Source organism: Microbacterium sediminicola, assembly GCF_039531125.1.
Lineage (GTDB): Bacteria > Actinomycetota > Actinomycetes > Actinomycetales > Microbacteriaceae > Microbacterium > Microbacterium sediminicola.
Genome location: NZ_BAAAPL010000001.1, coordinates 1,770,265 through 1,790,509 on the forward strand (window position 1 = coordinate 1,770,265; position 20,245 = coordinate 1,790,509).

Here is a 20,245-nt window from a genome sequence, read left to right on the forward strand (position 1 = left end):
CGCGATCCACCAGCGCCCCAGTGTCCGTCCTTGCCGCGACGCTCAGTAGTCCGCGACGCCGTAGCGTTCGGGCTCGGGGCCGCGCACGAACGCGCGGCCAGACAGGCTCTGCGCGCGCACCCGCACATAGTTGTACTTGAGGGTCGGCACCCACGGCGCCAGCGGGAGCTGATCTGCCGCCTCGATCTCAGACTCGGTGTCCATCCGGTGCGCGATACCGCGCACGACGACGCTCCACGCAGTGTCGTCGGTATAGGCATCCGCCTCGAAGAGCACCTCGTCGTTCACGGTCAGCTCGACGAGCTTGCTGCCCTCGGCGGTGCGGAAGACGATGCTGTCATCGTCGACCACGAAGTTGACCGGATAGATGTCGAGCACATCGCCCACGTGGGTCACGAGCCGACCGAGTTGCACGCCCGCCAGTCGCTCCCAAGACTCCGCGTCGGAGAGGGAGGTGACTACGTCGTTGTCCATCATCTCTTCCATGCCTCCATTCTGGCCCTGCGCTGCCCGGCGCGGGAGGGACTCAAGGCCCGAGCGTACCCCGGGGGGAGCTGGGTGCGTGCGACTCGAGGAACTCGTAGACGTCGGTCGTGTCCACGCCCGGGAAGGAGCCGGTGGGGAGCGTTGCCAAAAGGGTTCGCGGCGTCCGCACGTTCGGCCAGGAGTTCTCGCGCCAGGACGCCTCGAGATCGGCGGGCGCTCGGCGGCAGCACACTTCGACGGAGTGGCGTGATACCCCGCGATTGGTGGTCTCACGGCCGATGAACCACTTGGTGTCGTCAAAGCGCACACCCACACTCACGGAGTGCAGTCCCTCGGCGGATGCCTCGACGCGCGCCGTACACCAGTAGGTGCCGTTGCCGGTGTCGGTGTACTGGAAATAGGGGTTGAAGCGATCGGGGATGTCGAACACGACACGACTGGTCCACTTGCGGCAGCACATCTGACCTTCGATCGACCCGAACCTGTCCGTCGGGAAGTTCACGTCGTCGTTCTCGTAGGCCTTCGTGATCGTCCCGGACTCGTGGACCTTGAGGAAGTGGACGGGAAGGTCCAGGTGCACGGTCGCCAGATTGGTGAAGCGATGCGCCGCCGTCTCGTAGGAGACCGAGTACGCGTCGCGGAGGTCCTCGATCGACAGCGCACGTCGCGACTTCGCCTCCCGAAGCGCCGGGACGACATCCTTCTCGGGCACAAGGATCGCGCCCGTCAGGTAGTTGATCTCGACGCGTTGGCGCAGGAAGTCCGCGTAGCTGGCGGGCTCGGAGTGCCCCAGGATACGACTGGCCAGAGACTGCAGCACGGCCGTCCGCGCATCGCGGCGACTGGTCATGCTGCTTGAGAGATAGAGCCTGCCGTTCTTGAGATCCAGCACACTGCGCGTGGTGAGTGGAACATCGGAAACGTAGTGGATGGTGAAGCCCAGGTGGGCGGCGATGTCGGATGCCGTGCGCTGCGTGACCGGGCCACCCTGGTGCCCGACAGCCGCCAGCAGATCCCCGGCCTGCGCCTCGAGGTGTGCGAAGTAGTTGTTCTCCTTGGTCATCAGGTGCCGAAGCGACAGGTTCGCGCGACGCGCGACCTCCGGCGTCGCCGCCCGCTCGTCGTGCAGCCGGTCGATCTCGCCGTGGAGGGCCAACAGCGCTCTCAGCGCGTCGGTCGGGACGGTCTTGCCGATACGGAAGGGCTCGATGCCCAGGGACTGGAAGGTCTGTCCCTTCATCGCGCGCTCGAGTTGGATCTCCAGGGTCGCCCGCTCATCGAGGGGCTGCGACTCCAGCAGGGCGTCGAGCGTCGTGCCGAGCGCGCGCGCGATCGCCTGGAGCAGCGTGAGCTTCGGCTCACGCCTCCCGGTCTCGATCATCGAGAGCTGGCTGGGGGCGCGATCGACCGCAGCGGCGAGCGCTTCGAGCGTCATCCCCTGGTCCGTGCGCACCTGACGGATGCGCCGCCCGATCATGAGCGCGTCGATGCCCTCGTCCTCCGGAAGCTCAGGGAGGGCGTCTCGCGTCGGCATCGTCGTCATGCCGGGATTGTGTCACAAGAAAAGAAATTTCGTCAATCTTCACATCCCAATTGGTCAGTCGAGCGGTGAAACTTCACTCACAGTGGTCTCACGACCCACCGGGAACCACAGCCCGGAGACCACTCAGGAGACCGCCATGACGATTCAGCCCCCCACGGCGCCCAGCCCGACGATCGAGATCCTCGGCCGGATGGGTCCGCGTTACGACGAGATCCTCACGCCGGAGGCCCTCGATTTCGTCGCCGATCTGCACACCCGGTTCGCCGGGCGGCGGCACGACCGGCTCGCCGACCGGATGCGGCGCAGGTTCGAGATCGGCAATGGTCAGGACCCCCGCTTCCGAGACGACACGGCGCACATCCGCGAGGACCTCGACTGGCGCGTGGCCGGCGCAGGCCCCGGACTCGAAGACCGGCGCGTGGAGATCACGGGGCCGACCGACCCCAAGATGACCATCAACGCACTCAACTCGGGCGCCCGGGTGTGGCTCGCCGACCAGGAGGACGCCACCTCCCCCACCTGGAGGAACGTCATCGAGGGGCAGCTGTCGCTGTTCGACGGCATCCGCGGACAGCTCGCCTACACGAATGCCGAGGGCAAGGAGTACCGCGTCACCGCCGAGCGCACTCCGACGATCGTGATGCGCCCGCGTGGCTGGCACCTCACCGAGAAGCACCTGCAGTTCACCGACCGCTCCGGGCGACGGATGTCGGCGTCCGGGTCGCTGGTGGATTTCGGGCTGTACTTCTTCCACAACGCGACGCAGCTGATCGCGAACGGTCGCGGTCCCTACTTCTACATCGCGAAGCTCGAGTCCTCCGAGGAAGCCAAGCTCTGGGATGACATCTTCACCTTCAGCGAGCAGTACATCGGCATCCCGCACGGCACGATCCGCGCCACCGTGCTGATCGAGACGCTGCCGGCGGCGTTCGAGATGGAGGAGATCCTCTTCGAGATGCGCGACCACATCGCGGGCCTGAACGCCGGGCGCTGGGACTACATCTTCTCGATCATCAAGAACTACCGCGGTCGCGGAGCGCGGTTCGTCCTCCCCGACCGCAGCGAAGTGACGATGACGGTGCCGTTCATGCGGGCCTACACCGAGCTCCTCGTGCAGACCTGCCACAAGCGGGGTGCCTTCGCGATCGGCGGCATGAGTGCCTTCATCCCGAACCGCCGCGACCCCGAGGTCACCGCTCGTGCATTCGAGAAGGTGTCCGCGGACAAGAAGCGCGAGGCCGGCGACGGGTTCGACGGCACATGGGTGGCCCACCCCGACCTCATTCCGGTCGCGAAGGCGGAGTTCGACGCGGTGCTGGGCGACCGGCCGAATCAGGTCGATCGTCAGCGTCCCGAGGTGACAGTCCGCGCCGCCGATCTCATCGACGTGCACATCGGACGGCCCATCACGGCCGCGGGCGTCCACGGGAACGTGTCGGTCGGCATCCGGTACATCGAGGCATGGCTGCGGGGCCTGGGTGCCGTGGCGATCGACAACCTCATGGAGGACGCCGCGACCGCCGAGATCAGCCGCTCGCAGATCTGGCAGTGGATCCACCAGGACCGCTCGACCGACGAGGGCACCCGCATCACCCGGGAGTACGTCGGCAACCTCATCGCACAGGTGCTGGGCGAGGTCGACCGCTTCCCCGGCGACCGGTTCGACGATGCCGCCCAGGTGTTCCGGGATGTCGCCCTGCACGACGACTTCCCGGCCTTCCTCACCACAGGCGCCTACGCGACCTACCTGACGGACGACTGACCTCTGCGGGCAGACACCTCTATTTCAACGACGAAGGACAAGGACATGACCACCACTTACCAGGACGACATCGCCGCTGTCCGGGCGCTCAAAGAGCAGAACGGTTCGAGCTGGGACGCGATCGACCCCGAATCCGCCGCTCGCATGCGCACGCAGAACCGCTTCCGCACGGGCCTCGAGATCGCCCAGTACACCGCGGACATCATGCGCCGCGACATGGCCGAGTACGACGCCGACTCGTCGCTGTACACCCAGTCGCTCGGCGTCTGGCACGGCTTCATCGGTCAGCAGAAGCTCATCTCCATCAAGAAGCACCTCAAGAGCACGGACAAGCGCTACCTCTATCTCTCCGGATGGATGGTCGCCGCGCTCCGTTCGGAATTCGGCCCGCTTCCGGATCAGTCGATGCACGAGAAGACCTCGGTGCCGGCACTGATCGAGGAGCTGTACACGTTCCTGCGTCAGGCCGACGCCCGCGAGCTCGACCTGCTGTTCACCAAGCTCGACGCGGCGCGTGCTGCGGGAGATGAGACAGCGGCGGAGTTCATCCAGTCGCAGATCGACAACTACGAGACCCACGTCGTGCCGATCATCGCCGACATCGATGCAGGCTTCGGCAACCCGGAGGCGACGTACCTGCTCGCCAAGAAGATGATCGAGGCCGGCGCCTGCGCCATCCAGATCGAGAACCAGGTGTCGGACGAGAAACAGTGCGGCCACCAGGATGGCAAGGTCACCGTCCCGCACGAGGACTTCATCGCAAAGCTCACCGCGGTGCGCTACGCCTTCCTCGAGCTCGGCATCGACAACGGCATCATCGTTGCCCGCACCGACTCGCTCGGCGCCGGTCTCACCCAGAAGCTCGCCGTCACCCACGCCCCGGGCGACCTCGGCGACCAGTACAACTCGTTCCTGGACGTCGAGGAGATCTCCGAGGCAGAGCTCGGCAACGGCGATGTCGTCATCAAGCGCGACGGCGCACTGCTGCGCCCCAAGCGCCTCGCGAGCAATCTGTACCAATTCCGACCGGGCACCGGCGAGGCCCGCGTCGTGCTGGACTGCATCACCTCACTGCGCAACGGCGCCGATCTGCTGTGGATCGAGACCGAGAAGCCGCACGTCGAGCAGATCGCCGGCATGGTCGATGCCATCCGGGCCGAGGTCCCGAACGCGAAGCTCGTGTACAACAACAGCCCGTCGTTCAACTGGACGCTCAACTTCCGCCAACAGGCGTACGACACGCTCGCCGAGCAGGGTGGGGACGTCTCGGCCTACGACCGCAGCGATCTGATGAGCGTCGAATACGACGACACCGAGCTGGCGCGACTGGCCGACGAGAATATCCGCACCTTCCAGCGCGACGGGTCGGCGCGCGCCGGAATCTTCCACCACCTCATCACGCTGCCGACCTACCACACGGCCGCACTGTCGACCGACGACCTCGCGAAGGGCTACTTCGGCGACGAGGGAATGTTGGCTTACGTGAAAGGCGTGCAGCGTCGCGAGATCCGCGAGGGCATCGCGACCGTGAAGCACCAGAACATGGCCGGAAGCGACATCGGCGACAACCACAAGGAGTACTTCGCCGGCGACGCCGCCCTCAAGGCCGGCGGGCAGCACAACACGATGAACCAGTTCAGCTGATCCCTCGTTCCTCCAGTGGGGCGGGACGGATGCCACGGCATCCGTCCCGCCCCACTGCTGTCACCCCGTTGACACTCTCTTGGTTCACCCCGTTGACACTCTTTTGGTTCACCCTGTTGACACTCATGGCTAATGCCTTTAGCTTTAAAGCTATGACAATGAGCAAGGAGGTCGAGATGACCACCACCACCGAGTTCGACGAGCTGTCCGTGCAGCATCTCGACCGCCCCGGCGGTCGCATCGCCTACCGCCTCGCGGGGAAAGGCCCGCTTGTCGTCTGCCTCCCCGGAATGGGCGAGATCGCCGCCTCCTACCGCTACTCGGTTCCCGCTCTCGCCCGAGCGGGGTTCCGCGTCGCGGTCATGGATCTCCGCGGCCACGGCGAGAGCGACGCGACCTTCGATCGCTACGACGACGAGGCGGCGGGCTCGGACGCCCTGGCATTGATCGATGAACTCGGCGGCCCGGCGATCCTGGTCGGCAACTCCATGGGCGCGGGAGCGTCGGTGTGGGCGGCCGCGCAGCGACCGGATGCCGTCAGCGGCGTCGCGCTCATCGGACCGTTCGTGCGCAACGCACCGGTGAACCCCGTCATGGGTCTCCTCTTCCGTGTGCTGATGCTCCGGCCGTGGGCCCGGCAGTCCTGGTTGTCCTACCTGCCCTCCCTCTACCCCGGCCGCCGGCCCGACGACTTCGAGGCGCACCGCGCGGCGATCCGCCGGGCGATGCGCCGGCCGGGAGCGACAGCGGCGTTCGCGCGCACCACACGCACCGATCACACGGCGGCCGAGCGGAGCCTGCCGCAGGTCCAGATCCCTGCCGCGGTCATCATGGGCACCGCCGACCCGGACTTCCGCGATCCTGTCGCCGAAGCGCACTGGATCGGCGAGCAGCTCAACGCGACCGTGACGCTCGTGGACGGCGCCGGGCACTACCCGCAGGTCGAGCAGCCGACCATCGTGGGCGACGCGCTCGTCGCCTTCTGCCGGCGGGTGGCGACGGATGCCTAGGGCGGGCCTATCCCGCGAGGCCGTCGTTGCCGCCGCCGCTGACATCGCCGACGGCGCCGGATGGAACGCGATGTCCCTGACTCTGGTCGCAGACTCGTTGGGCGTGCGGGTGCCCAGTTTGTACAAGCACGTCGCCTCTCTCGACGACCTGCGCGCGGAAGTCGCAGCGCTGGCCACCCGTGAACTGGGCGACGCCCTGCGCACGGCGACCGTCGGCGTCTCCGAACAGGATGCGCTCCGCTCGCTGTGCAGCGCGTATCGCTCGTATGCCCTGGCTCACCAGGGTCGCTATGAGGCAACCCAGCGTCCGGCGATGACCCCCGGGACGGCGCATGCCGAAGCCTCCGCGGATGTGCTCGCGATCGTCACGGCCGTGCTGGCCGGCTATGGCATCGCCGAGGCCGATCGGGTGGATGCGACGCGAGCGGTGCGGGCAGCTCTCCACGGGTTCGCCGCCCTCGAGACCGGCGGCGGATTCGGCATGCCACAGAGCGTGGACCGCAGCTTCGACCGCCTCGTCTGGGGCCTGCACGCGATGCTGACCGCGATGGCGGCGCACCCCGCCGACTGAGCGCCCCGCACCTCAGATGAGGCCGCGCTCCATGGCCAGGGTGACTGCGCGGGTGCGGTCGGGGACGTCGAGCTTCTCGAAGATCTTCAGCAGGTGGGTCTTCACCGTCGATTCCCCGATCCCGAGGTCCGCGGCGATGAGCTTGTTGCTGCGCCCCTGCGACACGAGGCGAAGCACCTCGGTCTCACGCGGAGTGAGCGCGACGGTCGGGGCCGGCGCGCGCATGCGTGTCACCAGTCGCGCCGCGACCGCCGGCGAGAGCGCCGTCTGGCCGGCCGCCACCGAGCGTACCCCGGCGATGATCTCGTCCTGCGGCGCCGCCTTCAGCAGGTAGCCGGCGGCACCGGCCTCGATGGCCGCGAGGATCTGGTCGTCGGACTCATATGTGGTGAGGATCAGCACGCGCGGCGTCGGCTCGGGCAGCGACGTGATCGTCGCGGTCGCGGCCACACCGTCGAGATTCGGCATCCGCAGATCCATGAGCACGACATCAGGGTGGGATTCCTCGGCTCGCGCAACCGCTTCGGCACCGTCCGAAGCCCGGCCGACGACCTCGAAGCCAGGCTCGTCCGCGAACAGTCCGACAAGCCCCGCCTGCACAACGGGGTGGTCATCCGCGATGACGAGCCGGATCACGCGACCACCTCGGCCTCGGCCGCGGGCAACACGATCGTGAGCGTAGACCCCTCCCCCGGAGCGGAGCGCACTGTCACTTCGCCGCCGGCGAGCGCAACGCGGTCCTGCAGCCCGTCGAGGCCGAATCCGGTACGGACCGCGTCGGGGGCGAAGCCGATCCCGTCGTCTTCGACATCCATCCGCACCGTGTCAGCCTCGCGCATGATCTCGACCCGCACGAGGGTGGCGCGCGCGTGCTTGCGCACATTGGCGAGCGCCTCCTGCAGGCACCGCAGTAGCACCACCTGCGCCTCACGGTCGAGATGGGCACCCGGTGCCACCTCCACGTCGATCGCGAGCCCCGCCTCGGCCCGGAAACGGGCCGCGAGCCTTTCGATCGCCGCTGCGAGCGCATCGTCGGCGGGGACCGCGGCCATCCGAGCGACCAGCGCGCGGGATTCGGCGAGCGCCTCCCGCGCGGTCTGCTGAACCGTCTCGATCGTGCCGCGCGCGGCATCCCAGCGCTCGTCCCTCGCCTGGCGACCGGCCCGCTCGCTCAGAAGGACGAGCCCGGCAAGGGTCTGCGCAAGGGTGTCATGGATGTCGCGCGCGACGCGCTCACGCTCCTCGGCCACGCCCCGCTCGTGGCTGAGCGCCTCGAGCTGCGACTGCGCTGCGGTCAGATCGTTCACCAGGCGTGCTCGCTCCTGGCCGTACTCGGCGATGCTCGTGATCCACAGCCCGAGGGCACTCGCGAAGATCACGGCGAGCCCGCCCGACAGCCCCCCGTCGATGAGCCCATCGACGGTCCAGCCGTCGCGAATGATGAACCCGACGAAGACGGCGGCACCGGTGGCGACCGTCCAGCCGACCCCCGCCGCACGGCTTCGCACCGTCGTCCACACGAACGGGTAGGCGAGCACCTGCAGCATCGCCATGAAGGGGACGGCGGCAACCCCGATCCCCACCGACAGCACGACGAGGGCAAGGAACACGGCGCTGCGCGCCGGCGTCGGATCGTCTCGCATCGGGCGGCGCACGGCGAAGTATCCGACCACGAAGATCGCCACCGAGAGTGCGACGAGTCCGCGGGTCCAGGGGTCGGGGCTCGCGACGAAGACGGGCGTCGCGATGCCGGCCGCGACGACGGGGACCAACACGTCCCACCAGCGCTGCTCGGTCATCGCGACATCCGTTCTTCTCGTGACGTCTGGTCAGGTTACGCGTCGCGGCGGATCCAGCGGAAGGTGAGCCGCGAGAGCACGAGCCCGACGACCAACCACACCAGCAGCGCCACGGCGACCCAGCCGAGATCCCAGGCGCCCGACTGCTCGAGCGCTGCGTACTCGGGGGGCAGGAACACGGCGCGCATGCCCTTGGCCATCCACGCCAGCGGGAAGATGTTCGCGATGTTCTGCAGCCACTCGGGCAGCAGCCAGAAGAAGAGATAGACGCCCGAGATGAACTGCAACACCAGGGTGACCGGGATCACGACGGCCGACGCGCTGCGGGCGCTACGCGGGATCGCCGAGACGGCGATCCCGAGGAACGCCGAGGTGGCTAGTCCCAGCAGGAACACCCAGACGAAGGTCAGCCACGACTGGACGTCGGTGGGAAGGGCCACACCGAGCACCAACCACGCGAACAGCAGCAGCGCGATCGCCTGGACGATCCCGGTCGCCGCGACCTGTCCGATCTTGCCGAAGAAGTAGCTCACGGGAGACAGCGGCGTGCCCCCCAGTCGTTTGAGTGTGCCGTCGTGGCGCTCCAGGGCGATGTCGATCGCGAGGTTCTGCAGTCCCGAGAGCAGCACACCGGCGGCGAGCATCCCCGGCAGGTACATCTCGGCCGCGGTCAGCGGCGGCAGGTTCTGCCCATAGCTCTGTGCCCCGTCGGCGCCGAACACCGTGCTGAACAGGGCCAGCATCAGGATCGGGAACAGGAACGTGAAGAAGATGGACTCCGGCGAGCGCATGTACCCGCGGATCTCGTAGCCGGCGCGGCGTGCGCCGAGGGCGATGGTGCTCATCGGGAGACCTCCAGCCTCTCGTCATCGGTGGTCGCTTCGACCATGTCCAGATAGATGTCCTCGAGGGTCGGACGACGGATCTCGAGATCCTCCGGCTCTCGGCCCAGCCGCGCGGCCAGTGCAGACGCAAACGCCCACGGCTCCGCGGCTCGTTCTTCGCGGATCGCCCCGTCCTCGCTCCAGCGCACGATCGGCGTGCGCGCGTCGTCGCCGCCGAACGTGGCGACCGGGCCGATCGCCTGCAGCACACCACGGTCGATCACGGCTACGCGGTCGGCCAGCTGTGCGGCCTCATCGAGGTAGTGGGTGGTGAGCAGGATCGTCGTCCCCTCCCCCTGCAGCCCTGTGATGAGGCCCCAGAACTCCCGGCGCGCTTGCGGGTCGAACCCGGTGGTCGGCTCGTCGAGGAAGAGGAGCTCGGGATTGCCGATGATGCCGAGGGCGACATCCACGCGCCGCTGCTGGCCGCCCGAGAGCTTCGAGATACGTCGACCGGCGTGCTCCGAGAGCCCCACCGCCGCGATCACCTCGTCGACGTTGCGCGGGTTCGGGTAGTAGCCGGCGAACTGCCGTATCTGCTCACGCACGGTGAAGGCCCCCGCCTGCTCCGTGGTCTGCAGCACGATGCCGAGCCGGGCCTTCCAGGCCAGGCCCGCGTGGCTCGGATCTTCGCCGATGACCGAGACCTCACCGCTCGTGCGACGCCGGTACCCCTCGAGGATCTCGACCGTCGTGGACTTGCCCGCACCGTTCGGGCCGAGCAGCGCGAACGTCTCGCCGCGATGGATGTCGAACGAGACGTCGTCGACGACCGCCCTCGTGCCGTAGGTCTTCCGCAGGTTCCGCACCCGCACCGCTGTGTTCTCCATGCCTCCAGCGTCCTCGTATCTGCGCCGCTGCGGCAGTGGCCGTTCGTCGGGTGCGGCATCCACCGTTCGGTGGATGCCGTGGGGCACCCCCGGCGGAACCACCAGGAATCTGGGAGTGACACCGCGCATGCGGCGGCCCACAATGACCTCATGCGACAGTTCCGAGCCGACAGCGCGAGCGCGGGTTTGATGACTCTCGCGCGGGCTGGTCTCGGCTTGGAGGAGTACATGGACGAGGCGATGACCCTCGTACGCAGCGCTGTGCCTGCCGACGGCGCATGCCTGTCCACCGTCGATCCCTCGACTCTGACGCTCGCGGTTGCTCACCGCCACGATCTCGACGACTCGGGCGGGTTGGACTTCTTCTTCTACGAGTACGCAGTGCCGGATGTCGCGCAGTTCGTCGACCTCTCGCGACGCAACTCTTCCATCGCCATCCTGTTCGACGAAACGAAGGGGGATCTGCAGCGCAGCGACCGATTTCGCAACGTGATCCGACCGTTGATCGGCGCCGAGCACGAGTTGCGCGGGGTAGCCCGTCGCGGTGGAACCGCGTGGGGTGCGTTCGCCCTGTACCGCACGCACGGAGGTCCGGGGTTCGACAGTGACGAAGCGGATTTCCTGCACACGCTCGAGGGCGTCCTGGCCGACGGAATCCGTGCGGCCATCGTGACCTCCACCATCGATGCTCCCGGGGCCACCGACGGCGGCCCGGCCATCCTTCTGTTCGATCTGGATGGCAAGCTCATCGACACGACAGAGTCGGGAGCCGTGATGCTTTCGCGTCTCGATGACCCCGACTATCCGATTCCCGGATCCGTCGCCGCCGTCCTTCTCCGCATCCGCCGGGGCGACGACCCTGCCCCCACGATGCGAACACAGGATCGTTCCGGACGTTGGCTCCTGCTGCGCGGCACGCGACTGCGCGATGGCTCGGGCGCCACCACGACCTACGCGGTCACCATCGAACCGGCCGGCCCGGCCGACATTGCGCCACTGCTAATGTCCGCCTACGGCCTCACACCTCGCGAAACCGCGATAGTACAGGCCATGACGCGCGGAGACTCGACGCAGGCCATCGCGCGGGCCCTGCACCTGTCGCCCTACACCGTGCAGGACCATTTCAAGTCGGTCTTCACGAAACTCGGTGTCTCCTCGCGCCGCGAGGTCACCTCGCGACTCTTCTTCCTGCTGTACGCGGACGCAGATCTCGACTGATGTCGGATAGCGCGTGCGGCACGCGCCGCACGCACAGCCGTTGCTCATGTGTCCTGCCCCCGCGACGACTACGATTTTCACCGTGACCGAACGTGCTCCTCTTTCCCGCAAGCTCTCCGCCATCGCCGAATCCGCGACGCTCAAAGTGGATGCGAAGGCCAAGGCGCTGCAGGCGGCCGGTCGCCCCGTCGTGAGCTTCGCCGCTGGAGAGCCCGACTTCCCGACGCCCCCGTTCGTCGTGGATGCCGCAGCCGCAGCCCTCACGGACCCCAAGAACTTCCGCTACACACCCGGAGCCGGCCTTCCCGAGCTGCGTGAGGCGATCGCGGCCAAGACGCAGCGCGACTCACGCCTGGAAGTCACTCCCGCCCAGGTGGTCGTCACCAACGGTGGCAAGCAGGCGGTCTACCAGGCGTTCCAGACCGTGGTGAACCCGGGCGACGAGGTCCTGCTCCCCGCCCCCTATTGGACGACCTACCCCGAAGCGATCAAACTCGCCGACGGTGTGCCGGTCGAGGTGTTCGCCGGAGCCGACCAGGACTACAAGGTGACGGTGGAACAGCTTGAGGCGGCGCGCACCGAGCGCACGACGGCGCTGGTGTTCGTCTCCCCCTCGAACCCCACCGGCTCGGTCTACACCGAGGCGGAGACGCGGGCGATCGGGCAGTGGGCGCTGGAGCACGGCATCTGGGTTCTCACCGACGAGATCTACCAGAACCTCGTCTACGACGGAGCTCGCGCGGTATCGATCGTCGAGGCCGTGCCGGAGCTTTCCGGGCAGACGCTGCTGCTCAACGGTGTCGCGAAAACCTACGCGATGACCGGCTGGCGCGTGGGCTGGATGGTCGGCCCCGCCGACGCGATCAAGCTGGCCGCGAACCTACAGTCGCACCTGTCGAGCAACGTCAACAACATCGCCCAGCGCGCCGCGATCGCGGCCATCACGGGACCGCAGGACGAGGCCGAGGCCATGCGTGCGGCGTTCGACCGTCGCCGCACGCTCATCGTCGCCGAGCTCGCGAAGATCCCGGGCGTCACGGTGCCGGTGCCGCAGGGCGCGTTCTATGTGTACCCGGATGTCACGGGCCTGCTCGGGCGCGAATGGGACGGCGTGCAGATCGACACGACGCTCGAACTGGCCGACTTCATCCTCGAGAAGGCCGAGGTCGCGGTCGTCCCCGGTGAGGCCTTCGGCCCCAGCGGCTACCTTCGGATGTCGTACGCCCTGAGCGACGACCAGCTCCTCGAGGGCGTCCAGCGCCTCCAGCGCCTCTTCGCCTGACGCATCCCCCACCGCCGAACCCACACGTTTCGTGCGAACCCACACGTTTGTGACGCCACGAGACTGTGGGTTCGCAACGAAGGTGTGGGTTCGGCGGGATGGATCTGCGAGAACTAGAGCTCGACGCCGACCAGGACCGGCTCGGGCTGGAGGATCAGGCCGAATTCACTCTGCACGCGGCCCTGGATGAAGCGGGCGAGCTCGGCGATCTCCTCCGCGTTCGCCTCGCCGCGGTTGGTGAGGGCGAGGGCGTGCTTGGTCGAGACGCCGGCACGCGAGCGCGGGAAGCGGAACCCCTTGCCGATCCCGGAGTGCTCGATGAGCCACGCCGAGCTGACCTTGACATCGGACTCCGCGTGCCGCGCTGGCGGGATGTAGCCGTCGAACTGCTCGAGCGGAATCACGAGCGCCTCGTCCTTGTCGGGGTGGACCGGCCACTGCGGGCACTCCTCGGGAAGTGTGCGGGCGAAGGATGCCGATACGACGGCGTTCTGGAAGAACGAGCCCGCCGAGAACGTGTCGGGGTCCTCGTCATCGAGCACCATGCCCTTGCGCGCGCGGGTAGTGAGGACGTGCTCTCGCACCCATCCCAGCGTGACGGTGTCGTCCTCGGCGAGACCGAGGGCCGCTCGTAGCTGCTCGCCACGTATCCGCCGCTCCCCTGGACCGACTTCGGCCAGGTCGAAGGTGACGGAGAGGATGACGGCAGAACGGTCGGGCACGGAACCGTAGTGGTGCTTGAGCACGGAGGTCCGGAAACCGAGGCCCAGCTCTGCGGCGGGCACGATCTGGATCTCGCCGGTTCGTTCATCGATGAGCTCGACTTCGACGAGCGTCTGCACGACTTCCTGTCCGTACGCTCCGATGTTCTGCACGGGCGCTGCGCCCACGGTCCCGGGGATCCCGGACATCGCGGCGACGCCGGCGAGCCCGCGCTCCACCGTGTAGGCGACGAAGTCGTCCCAGCTGTGCCCGGCCTGCACCCGTAGACGACGGATGCCGGGAGCCGGGGCGGGCAGGGTCTCGATGCCGCTGGTGAGCACGCGGATGACGGTCCCCTCGAAGGGCTCGTCACCGACGAAGAGGTTCGAGCCTCCGCCGAGCACGAGCCACGGCTCACCCTCTGCCCAGACGTGCTGGAGGGCGTCGATCAGCTCCTCCCGCGTCTCGGCATCCCACATGCGCGCGGGAGCGGCGCCGGTGCGCAGCGTCGTCAGCTGCGCGAGCGGGATGGGGGTGATCTCGGGCATCGTCAGGCGAGAGTGGCGCGCACGCGCGCCTTGCCGAGCACCGCGGTCTCGTCGAAGGTCACCGACAGATCGAGGGTGACCGTCTCCTCATCGACCGCGAACACCTTGGCCGTCACGACCACGTCGGCGCCGTCCTCGGCATCCACGACCACCGGGCGGGTGAAGCGCACGCCGTAGTCGAGGATGCGCGCCACATCCCCGAGCCAGGGCACCACGGTCTCGACGGCGAGGCCCATCGTGAGCATGCCGTGCGCGAGGACACCGGGCAGTCCCACGGATGCCGCGACGTCATCGCGGTAGTGGATCGGGTTGAAGTCCCCCGATGCCCCGGCGTAGCGGACGAGGGCCTCGCGGGTGAGGTGCACGGTGCGCTCGGCGACGACGTCGCCCTTGGTCAGTTCACTCATTCGTCGGCCTCCCCGACCAGGAGCACAGAGGTCATGGTCACGACGTGCGCACCGTCGGCATCCGTGACCGCCGCTTCGCTCGTGACCATCGCACCCTGCCCGAACGGACGTACCTGCGACACCGTGAGGGTCGCGGTCAGCTCATCCCCCGCGACGATCGGGCGGGTGTAGGCGAAGCGCTGCTCGGCGTGGATCAGTCGGTGCAGCTCGATGCCGGAGCCCGGCTCTGCGAGAAGCTGTTGCAGGGTCTGATCCTGGATGACGATGGCGAAGGTCGGCGGGGCGACGACGTCGGTATAGCCGAGCGACTGCGCGGCAGCAGCATCCAAATGCTGCGGGTCCTCCGCGCACACTGCACGCGCGAACTCGCGCACCTTCTCTCGGCCGACCAGGTACGGCGTCGTCGGAGGAAAGGTCTTTCCGACGAGCTCAGGATTCACAGGCACCGCAACATCCTACCGAGCGGGCACCCGGGACCCTCGGGACCTCGATCGTCACGCCTTCTTCGCGCGCCCCTCGCGGATCGCCTTGAGCGCCATCTGGATGGCGATGAAGGCGATGAACAGCGAGAACAGGACGTTGGCGAGGAACGGGTCGAGCAGCGTCGCCAGCCACGCACCGAGGGCGGTCGTCGTACACGCCGCAACGCCGATGGTGGCGGCTGCGACCAGGTCGACGTTCTTGCGCTTGACGTTGCCGAAGGTGCCCGAGACCGCCGTCGGGATCATCATGAGCAGCGAGGTGCCTTTCGCGACGAGATCGCTCGCGCCGAACACGATGATGAGCATCGGGACCACGACGATGCCGCCACCGACGCCGAGCAGACCGGCCAGGATGCCGGTGATGAGCCCCAGCACAGCGAGCCCCGCGATCGTCAGAGCGTGGAACTCGAGGACGGCATCCCGCGAGGGGATCACGAGGTAGAGGCTGATGATCACGAGCGCGAGGAAGCCGATGAACGACCAGCGCAGGACGAGCACCGGTAGCCGCTGGAGCAGCCACGTGCCGATCTGCGCACCGATGATCGCACCCAGCGCCAGGATGATGGCCGCAACCCACGACACCGAGTCCGTCACCGCGTAGGAGATGACACCCACGGTCGCCGTCGGAACGATTGCCGCAAGCGAGGTGCCGGCAGCGAGCCGTTGGTTGTACCCGAGGAAGAACACCAGCGCGGGGACGATGACCGTGCCCCCGCCGACACCGAACAACCCGGAGAGCAGTCCCGCGGCGAGACCGATGATGATCGCGGTGATGAAGAACCGCGGTGTCCGCGTCTGCGTCTCAGTCACTGTGCGCTCACCAGGTCGTAGATCGCCCAGCCGTTGTCGTCGGGAACCAGGGTGTATTCGTAGATGACGAACTCCTCAATCGGGGGGTCGAGCGGGGTTCCATCGTTTTCGAAGTGCGTCTGGAACTGCTCATGGGTGAGCACGGTGTACTCGTCGGTGCCGGTTGCGCTGATGTCGGTGACGACAATCTCGTAGTCGGAGTACCACTGCCGGAATGCCTCTGTCCGCGCCACGAACTCGGCGCAGTCCACGATGCCCGTCGCAGCGCGGATGCTCTCGGTCGTGACATCCGCGAACAGTTCGCAGTCGGATGTCTGCCACGCCTCGTCAAAGCCGGTGATCGCCGCGACGACTGCCGCTTCCTCACCGCTCTGCGGCTGCGCGGACTGCGCATCCACCCGTCCGAAGCCGAGGATTGCGAGGGGGATCAGCACCGCCGCGAGAACGACGATGAGGAGCATCCCGATTCCGACAACGAGCCACGCAATCCAGGTGCGCGAACGCTGAGGCTCGGTGGCGGCAGCGAAGATGCCCGCCTGCGTGGGCTCCTCGGGCGTGGCCGGCGGCTCGAGGGTCGACGCTGCCGGCTCAGCGGAGGCCTCAGGAACGGGTGCATTGCGGGTCGGCCGCCAGACATCCATGCCCTGCGGCTGGGGGTGCGTGAACTCGCTCCACTGGGAGCCGTCCCACCAGCGAAGAGCGCCGTGACCGTCGTCGTACCAGCCCGGTGGGGTCTGAGCCATGCGCTGTCGATCTCCGCTGTCGTGAGGATGCCGTAGGTCCGGTGACCTGAACGGTTCACCTGGCCTTCAACTCTAGCCGCCAGTCATACAACCGATGATCGGCCATGCAGCGCCGCCGTTAACGTGAAATGGCCACCCTGCGTTGGGTGGCCATTTCATGAAAGAAGTCCGGCGGTGTCCTACTCTCCCACAGGGTCCCCCCTGCAGTACCATCGGCGCTGAGAGGCTTAGCTTCCGGGTTCGGAATGTGACCGGGCGTTTCCCTCTCGCTATGGCCGCCGAAACACTATTGATGTTTCAATCTCGCACAAGCAAAAATACATTGTTTTGTTGTGTTCTCGACCGTACATCGAGAACCACTCAGTGGACGCAAGCACCAACAGAAATCAAACTGATGGAGTGTTATCAAGTCATCGGCTTATTAGTACCAGTCAGCTACACGCATTACTGCGCTTCCACATCTGGCCTATCAACCCAGTAGTCTGCTGGGAGCCTCTCACCCGAAGGTATGGAAGTCTCATCTTGAGGCCGGCTTCCCGCTTAGATGCTTTCAGCGGTTATCCATCCCGAACGTAGCTAATCAGCGGTGCTCCTGGCGGAACAACTGACACACCAGAGGTTCGTCCAACCCGGTCCTCTCGTACTAGGGTCAGATCCTCTCAAACTTCCTACGCGCGCAGCGGATAGGGACCGAACTGTCTCACGACGTTCTAAACCCAGCTCGCGTACCGCTTTAATGGGCGAACAGCCCAACCCTTGGGACCTACTCCAGCCCCAGGATGCGACGAGCCGACATCGAGGTGCCAAACCATGCCGTCGATATGGACTCTTGGGCAAGATCAGCCTGTTATCCCCGAGGTACCTTTTATCCGTTGAGCGACAGCGCTTCCACAAGCCACTGCCGGATCACTAGTCCCGACTTTCGTCCCTGCTCGACCTGTCAGTCTCACAGTCAAGCTCCCTTGTGCACTTACACTCGCCATCTGATTGCCAACCAGATTGAGGGAACCTTTGGGCGCCTCCGTTACTTTTTGGGAGGCAACCGCCCCAGTTAAACTACCCACCAGGCACTGTCCCTGAACCGGATTACGGTTCGAAGTTAGACATCCAGAGTGACCAGAGTGGTATTTCAACAATGACTCCACATGAACTGGCGTCCATGCTTCACAGTCTCCCACCTATCCTACACAAGCCACACCGAACACCAATACCAAGCTGTAGTAAAGGTCACGGGGTCTTTCCGTCCTGCTGCGCGTAACGAGCATCTTTACTCGTAATGCAATTTCGCCGAGTTCGCGGTTGAGACAGTTGGGAAGTCGTTACGCCATTCGTGCAGGTCGGAACTTACCCGACAAGGAATTTCGCTACCTTAGGATGGTTATAGTTACCACCGCCGTTTACTGGGGCTTAAATTCTGAGCTTCGCTTACGCTAACCCGTCCTCTTAACCTTCCAGCACCGGGCAGGCGTCAGTCCGTATACATCGTCTTGCGACTTGGCACGGACCTGTGTTTTTAGTAAACAGTCGCTACCCACTAGTCTCTGCGGCCACCACACCCTTTTTGACGCACGGTCATATAAGTGGATGGCCCCCCTTCTCCCGAAGTTACGGGGGCATTTTGCCGAGTTCCTTAACCACGATTCTCTCGATCTCCTTGGTATTCTCTACCTGACCACCTGAGTCGGTTTGGGGTACGGGCAGCTAGAACCTCGCGTCGATGCTTTTCTCGGCAGCATAGGATCACCCACTTTTTATCCGCATCGTGTCTCAGCCATCACGAACGGCGGATTTACCTACCGTTCGGCCTACGCACTTGCACCAGGACAACCATCGCCTGGCTTGGGCTACCTTCCTGCGTCACACCTGTTAATACGCTAACCGCACCAGCATGGGGTCATGCGCTAGCCAACACCCCGCCACCCCGAAGGGTTTAAGGATGAAGATTCGGGCACTTAGCACCACTGGATTGATTGGGGCGGTTCTTCGCCGGTACGGGAATATCAACCCGTTGTCCATCGACTACGCCTGTCGGCCTCGCCTTAGGTCCCGACTTACCCAGGGAAGATTAGCTTGACCCTGGAACCCTTGGTCTTTCGGAGGACGTGTTTCTCACACGTCTTTCGCTACTCATGCCTGCATTCTCACTCGTGTCACGTCCACGGCTGGGTCACCCCGCCGCTTCACTCGTGACACGACGCTCTCCTACCCATCAACACGGCTGGACCACGAAGGCCTACCACTAATGTCAATGCCACAACTTCGGTGGCGTGCTTGAGCCCCGTTACATTGTCGGCGCGGAATCACTTGACCAGTGAGCTATTACGCACTCTTTCAAGGGTGGCTGCTTCTAAGCCAACCTCCTGGTTGTCTGAGCAACTCCACATCCTTTCCCACTTAGCACGCGCTTAGGGACCTTAGTTGGTGGTCTGGGTTGTTTCCCTCTCGACTATGAAGCTTATCCCCCACAGTCTCACTGCTGCGCTCTCACTTACCGGCATTCGGAGTTTGGCTGACGTCAGTAACCTTTTGGGGCCCATCGGCCATCCAGTAGCTCTACCTCCGGCAAGAAACACGCAACGCTGCACCTAAATGCATTTCGGAGAGAACCAGCTATCACGAAGTTTGATTGGCCTTTCACCCCTATCCACAGCTCATCCCCTCAGTTTTCAACCTAAGTGGGTTCGGCCCTCCACGACGTCTTACCGTCGCTTCAGCCTGGCCATGGATAGATCACTTCGCTTCGGGTCTAGGACATGCGACTGAATCGCCCTATTCAGACTCGCTTTCGCTACGGCTACCCCACACGGGTTAACCTCGCCACATATCGCTAACTCGCAGGCTCATTCTTCAAAAGGCACGCTGTCACCCCTACTAAGGAGGCTCCAACGGTTTGTAAGCAAACGGTTTCAGGTACTATTTCACTCCCCTCCCGGGGTACTTTTCACCTTTCCCTCACGGTACTTGTCCGCTATCGGTCATCTGGGAGTATTTAGGCTTATCAGGTGGTCCTGACAGATTCACACGGGATTTCTCGGGCCCCGTGCTACTTGGGATACTCTTCACGCCAAGACAGGCATTTCGACTACGGGGCTGGCACCCACTATGGCCCGCCTTTCAAAGCGGTTCGTCTATACCCTCTTGTCACGCTCGCTGCTCGGCAGAACAACACGAAAAGTCCCACAACCCCGAATACGCAACTCCTGCCGGATATCACACGTACTCGGTTTAGCCTGTTCCGATTTCGCTCGCCACTACTAACGGAATCGCGGTTGCTTTCTCTTCCTGTGGGTACTGAGATGTTTCACTTCCCCACGTTCCCTCTACCCGCCCTATATATTCAGGCGGGAGTCACTAGGTCGGCACGCCGCCTAGCGGGGTTTCCCCATTCGGACACCCTCGGATCACAGTGTGCTTATCCACTCCCCGAGGCTTATCGCAGATTGCTACGTCCTTCTTCGGCTCCAGATGCCAAGGCATCCACCGTTTGCTCTTAAAGACTTGAAATCACATGAGTTTGAATCGTC

At 65.4% G+C, this 20,245-nt stretch carries 17 protein-coding genes and 2 rRNA genes; 6 read left to right on the forward strand and 13 right to left on the reverse strand.

Going from position 1 to position 20,245, the window contains the following annotated elements:
* Nucleotides 1–42: 42 nt before the first annotated feature.
* Entirely contained in the window at nucleotides 43–486 is a 444-nt protein-coding gene (locus ABD206_RS08325) for a pyridoxamine 5'-phosphate oxidase family protein (protein ID WP_344071299.1), read from the reverse strand.
* A 40-nt stretch (nucleotides 487–526) separates the two neighbouring features.
* Complete coding sequence (locus ABD206_RS08330) at nucleotides 527–2,029, reverse strand: helix-turn-helix domain-containing protein (RefSeq protein WP_425561170.1); 1,503 nt, start codon at nucleotides 2,027–2,029, stop codon at nucleotides 527–529.
* 136 nt (nucleotides 2,030–2,165) lie between these two features.
* On the opposite strand from ABD206_RS08330, the gene aceB reads away from it, so the two are divergent.
* From aceB to ABD206_RS08350, 4 genes are all read left to right on the forward strand, one after another.
* Nucleotides 2,166–3,791, forward strand: a complete 1,626-nt coding sequence (gene aceB, locus ABD206_RS08335) for a malate synthase A (RefSeq protein ID WP_344071301.1) — start codon at nucleotides 2,166–2,168, stop codon at nucleotides 3,789–3,791.
* Nucleotides 3,792–3,836: 45 nt separating this feature from the next.
* Nucleotides 3,837–5,435: an isocitrate lyase gene (locus tag ABD206_RS08340; protein ID WP_344071303.1), complete on the forward strand. Its 1,599-nt coding sequence runs from the start codon at nucleotides 3,837–3,839 to the stop codon at nucleotides 5,433–5,435.
* Between the two features lie 176 nt (nucleotides 5,436–5,611).
* Nucleotides 5,612–6,445, forward strand: coding sequence for an alpha/beta fold hydrolase (locus ABD206_RS08345; protein ID WP_344071305.1), 834 nt, complete (start codon nucleotides 5,612–5,614; stop codon nucleotides 6,443–6,445).
* Complete coding sequence (locus tag ABD206_RS08350) at nucleotides 6,438–7,016, forward strand: TetR-like C-terminal domain-containing protein (protein ID WP_344071308.1); 579 nt, start codon at nucleotides 6,438–6,440, stop codon at nucleotides 7,014–7,016. The genes ABD206_RS08345 and ABD206_RS08350 overlap by 8 nt, the downstream gene beginning before the upstream one ends.
* 12 nt (nucleotides 7,017–7,028) lie before the next feature.
* Here the strand turns inward: ABD206_RS08350 and ABD206_RS08355 are convergent, their stop codons facing one another.
* From ABD206_RS08355 to ABD206_RS08370, 4 genes are read right to left on the reverse strand one after another with little or no spacing between them, the layout of a single operon-like run.
* On the reverse strand, nucleotides 7,029–7,652 hold the full coding sequence (locus ABD206_RS08355) for a response regulator (protein ID WP_344071311.1): 624 nt from the start codon (nucleotides 7,650–7,652) through the stop codon (nucleotides 7,029–7,031).
* Nucleotides 7,649–8,815, reverse strand: coding sequence for a sensor histidine kinase (locus ABD206_RS08360; protein ID WP_344071313.1), 1,167 nt, complete (start codon nucleotides 8,813–8,815; stop codon nucleotides 7,649–7,651). The genes ABD206_RS08355 and ABD206_RS08360 overlap by 4 nt, the downstream gene beginning before the upstream one ends.
* Before the next feature lie 35 nt (nucleotides 8,816–8,850).
* Nucleotides 8,851–9,660, reverse strand: a complete 810-nt coding sequence (locus ABD206_RS08365; protein WP_344071315.1) for an ABC transporter permease — start codon at nucleotides 9,658–9,660, stop codon at nucleotides 8,851–8,853.
* Nucleotides 9,657–10,529, reverse strand: a complete 873-nt coding sequence (locus ABD206_RS08370) for an ABC transporter ATP-binding protein (protein WP_344071317.1) — start codon at nucleotides 10,527–10,529, stop codon at nucleotides 9,657–9,659. Before ABD206_RS08370 ends, ABD206_RS08365 begins: the two co-directional genes overlap by 4 nt.
* 150 nt (nucleotides 10,530–10,679) lie before the next feature.
* Between ABD206_RS08370 and ABD206_RS08375 the strand changes: the two genes are divergently transcribed.
* Together ABD206_RS08375 and ABD206_RS08380 are read left to right on the forward strand one after the other, a co-directional pair.
* Nucleotides 10,680–11,747, forward strand: coding sequence for a helix-turn-helix transcriptional regulator (locus ABD206_RS08375; protein ID WP_344071319.1), 1,068 nt, complete (start codon nucleotides 10,680–10,682; stop codon nucleotides 11,745–11,747).
* 46 nt (nucleotides 11,748–11,793) lie between these two features.
* Nucleotides 11,794–13,029, forward strand: a complete 1,236-nt coding sequence (locus tag ABD206_RS08380) for a pyridoxal phosphate-dependent aminotransferase (protein ID WP_344071321.1) — start codon at nucleotides 11,794–11,796, stop codon at nucleotides 13,027–13,029.
* Between the two features lie 113 nt (nucleotides 13,030–13,142).
* Here the strand turns inward: ABD206_RS08380 and ABD206_RS08385 are convergent, their stop codons facing one another.
* From ABD206_RS08385 to ABD206_RS08415, 7 genes are all read right to left on the reverse strand, one after another.
* Nucleotides 13,143–14,279: a UDP-N-acetylmuramate dehydrogenase gene (locus ABD206_RS08385; RefSeq protein ID WP_344071323.1), complete on the reverse strand. Its 1,137-nt coding sequence runs from the start codon at nucleotides 14,277–14,279 to the stop codon at nucleotides 13,143–13,145.
* Between the two features lie 2 nt (nucleotides 14,280–14,281).
* Entirely contained in the window at nucleotides 14,282–14,686 is a 405-nt protein-coding gene (locus ABD206_RS08390) for a MaoC/PaaZ C-terminal domain-containing protein (protein WP_344071325.1), read from the reverse strand.
* Entirely contained in the window at nucleotides 14,683–15,132 is a 450-nt protein-coding gene (locus ABD206_RS08395) for an FAS1-like dehydratase domain-containing protein (RefSeq protein WP_344071326.1), read from the reverse strand. The genes ABD206_RS08390 and ABD206_RS08395 overlap by 4 nt, the downstream gene beginning before the upstream one ends.
* A 48-nt stretch (nucleotides 15,133–15,180) precedes the next feature.
* Nucleotides 15,181–15,978 (reverse strand): sulfite exporter TauE/SafE family protein, encoded by a 798-nt coding sequence (locus ABD206_RS08400; RefSeq protein WP_344071328.1) that lies wholly within the window; start codon nucleotides 15,976–15,978, stop codon nucleotides 15,181–15,183.
* Complete coding sequence (locus ABD206_RS08405; protein WP_344071330.1) at nucleotides 15,975–16,721, reverse strand: DUF2510 domain-containing protein; 747 nt, start codon at nucleotides 16,719–16,721, stop codon at nucleotides 15,975–15,977. Before ABD206_RS08405 ends, ABD206_RS08400 begins: the two co-directional genes overlap by 4 nt.
* Nucleotides 16,722–16,887: 166 nt before the next feature.
* A 5S ribosomal RNA gene (gene rrf, locus ABD206_RS08410) occupies nucleotides 16,888–17,004 on the reverse strand.
* A gap of 118 nt (nucleotides 17,005–17,122) precedes the next feature.
* Nucleotides 17,123–20,225, reverse strand: a 23S ribosomal RNA gene (locus tag ABD206_RS08415).
* Nucleotides 20,226–20,245 lie beyond the last annotated feature (20 nt).

What these genes read in the sequence shown, in the direction of transcription:
- ABD206_RS08370 (WP_344071317.1), bottom strand. Translation starts at nt 10,529, where the DNA reads ATGGAGAACACAGCGGTGCGGGTGCGGAACCTGCGGAAGACCTACGGC.
- ABD206_RS08385 (WP_344071323.1), bottom strand. Translation starts at nt 14,279, where the DNA reads ATGCCCGAGATCACCCCCATCCCGCTCGCGCAGCTGACGACGCTGCGC.
- ABD206_RS08330 (WP_425561170.1), bottom strand. Translation starts at nt 2,029, where the DNA reads ATGACGACGATGCCGACGCGAGACGCCCTCCCTGAGCTTCCGGAGGAC.
- ABD206_RS08325 (WP_344071299.1), bottom strand. Translation starts at nt 486, where the DNA reads ATGGAAGAGATGATGGACAACGACGTAGTCACCTCCCTCTCCGACGCG.
- ABD206_RS08405 (WP_344071330.1), bottom strand. Translation starts at nt 16,721, where the DNA reads ATGGCTCAGACCCCACCGGGCTGGTACGACGACGGTCACGGCGCTCTT.
- ABD206_RS08350 (WP_344071308.1), top strand. Translation starts at nt 6,438, where the DNA reads ATGCCTAGGGCGGGCCTATCCCGCGAGGCCGTCGTTGCCGCCGCCGCT.
- ABD206_RS08360 (WP_344071313.1), bottom strand. Translation starts at nt 8,815, where the DNA reads ATGACCGAGCAGCGCTGGTGGGACGTGTTGGTCCCCGTCGTCGCGGCC.
- ABD206_RS08390 (WP_344071325.1), bottom strand. Translation starts at nt 14,686, where the DNA reads ATGAGTGAACTGACCAAGGGCGACGTCGTCGCCGAGCGCACCGTGCAC.
- ABD206_RS08340 (WP_344071303.1), top strand. Translation starts at nt 3,837, where the DNA reads ATGACCACCACTTACCAGGACGACATCGCCGCTGTCCGGGCGCTCAAA.
- aceB (WP_344071301.1), top strand. Translation starts at nt 2,166, where the DNA reads ATGACGATTCAGCCCCCCACGGCGCCCAGCCCGACGATCGAGATCCTC.
- ABD206_RS08365 (WP_344071315.1), bottom strand. Translation starts at nt 9,660, where the DNA reads ATGAGCACCATCGCCCTCGGCGCACGCCGCGCCGGCTACGAGATCCGC.
- ABD206_RS08380 (WP_344071321.1), top strand. Translation starts at nt 11,794, where the DNA reads ATGTGTCCTGCCCCCGCGACGACTACGATTTTCACCGTGACCGAACGT.
- ABD206_RS08345 (WP_344071305.1), top strand. Translation starts at nt 5,612, where the DNA reads ATGACCACCACCACCGAGTTCGACGAGCTGTCCGTGCAGCATCTCGAC.
- ABD206_RS08375 (WP_344071319.1), top strand. Translation starts at nt 10,680, where the DNA reads ATGCGACAGTTCCGAGCCGACAGCGCGAGCGCGGGTTTGATGACTCTC.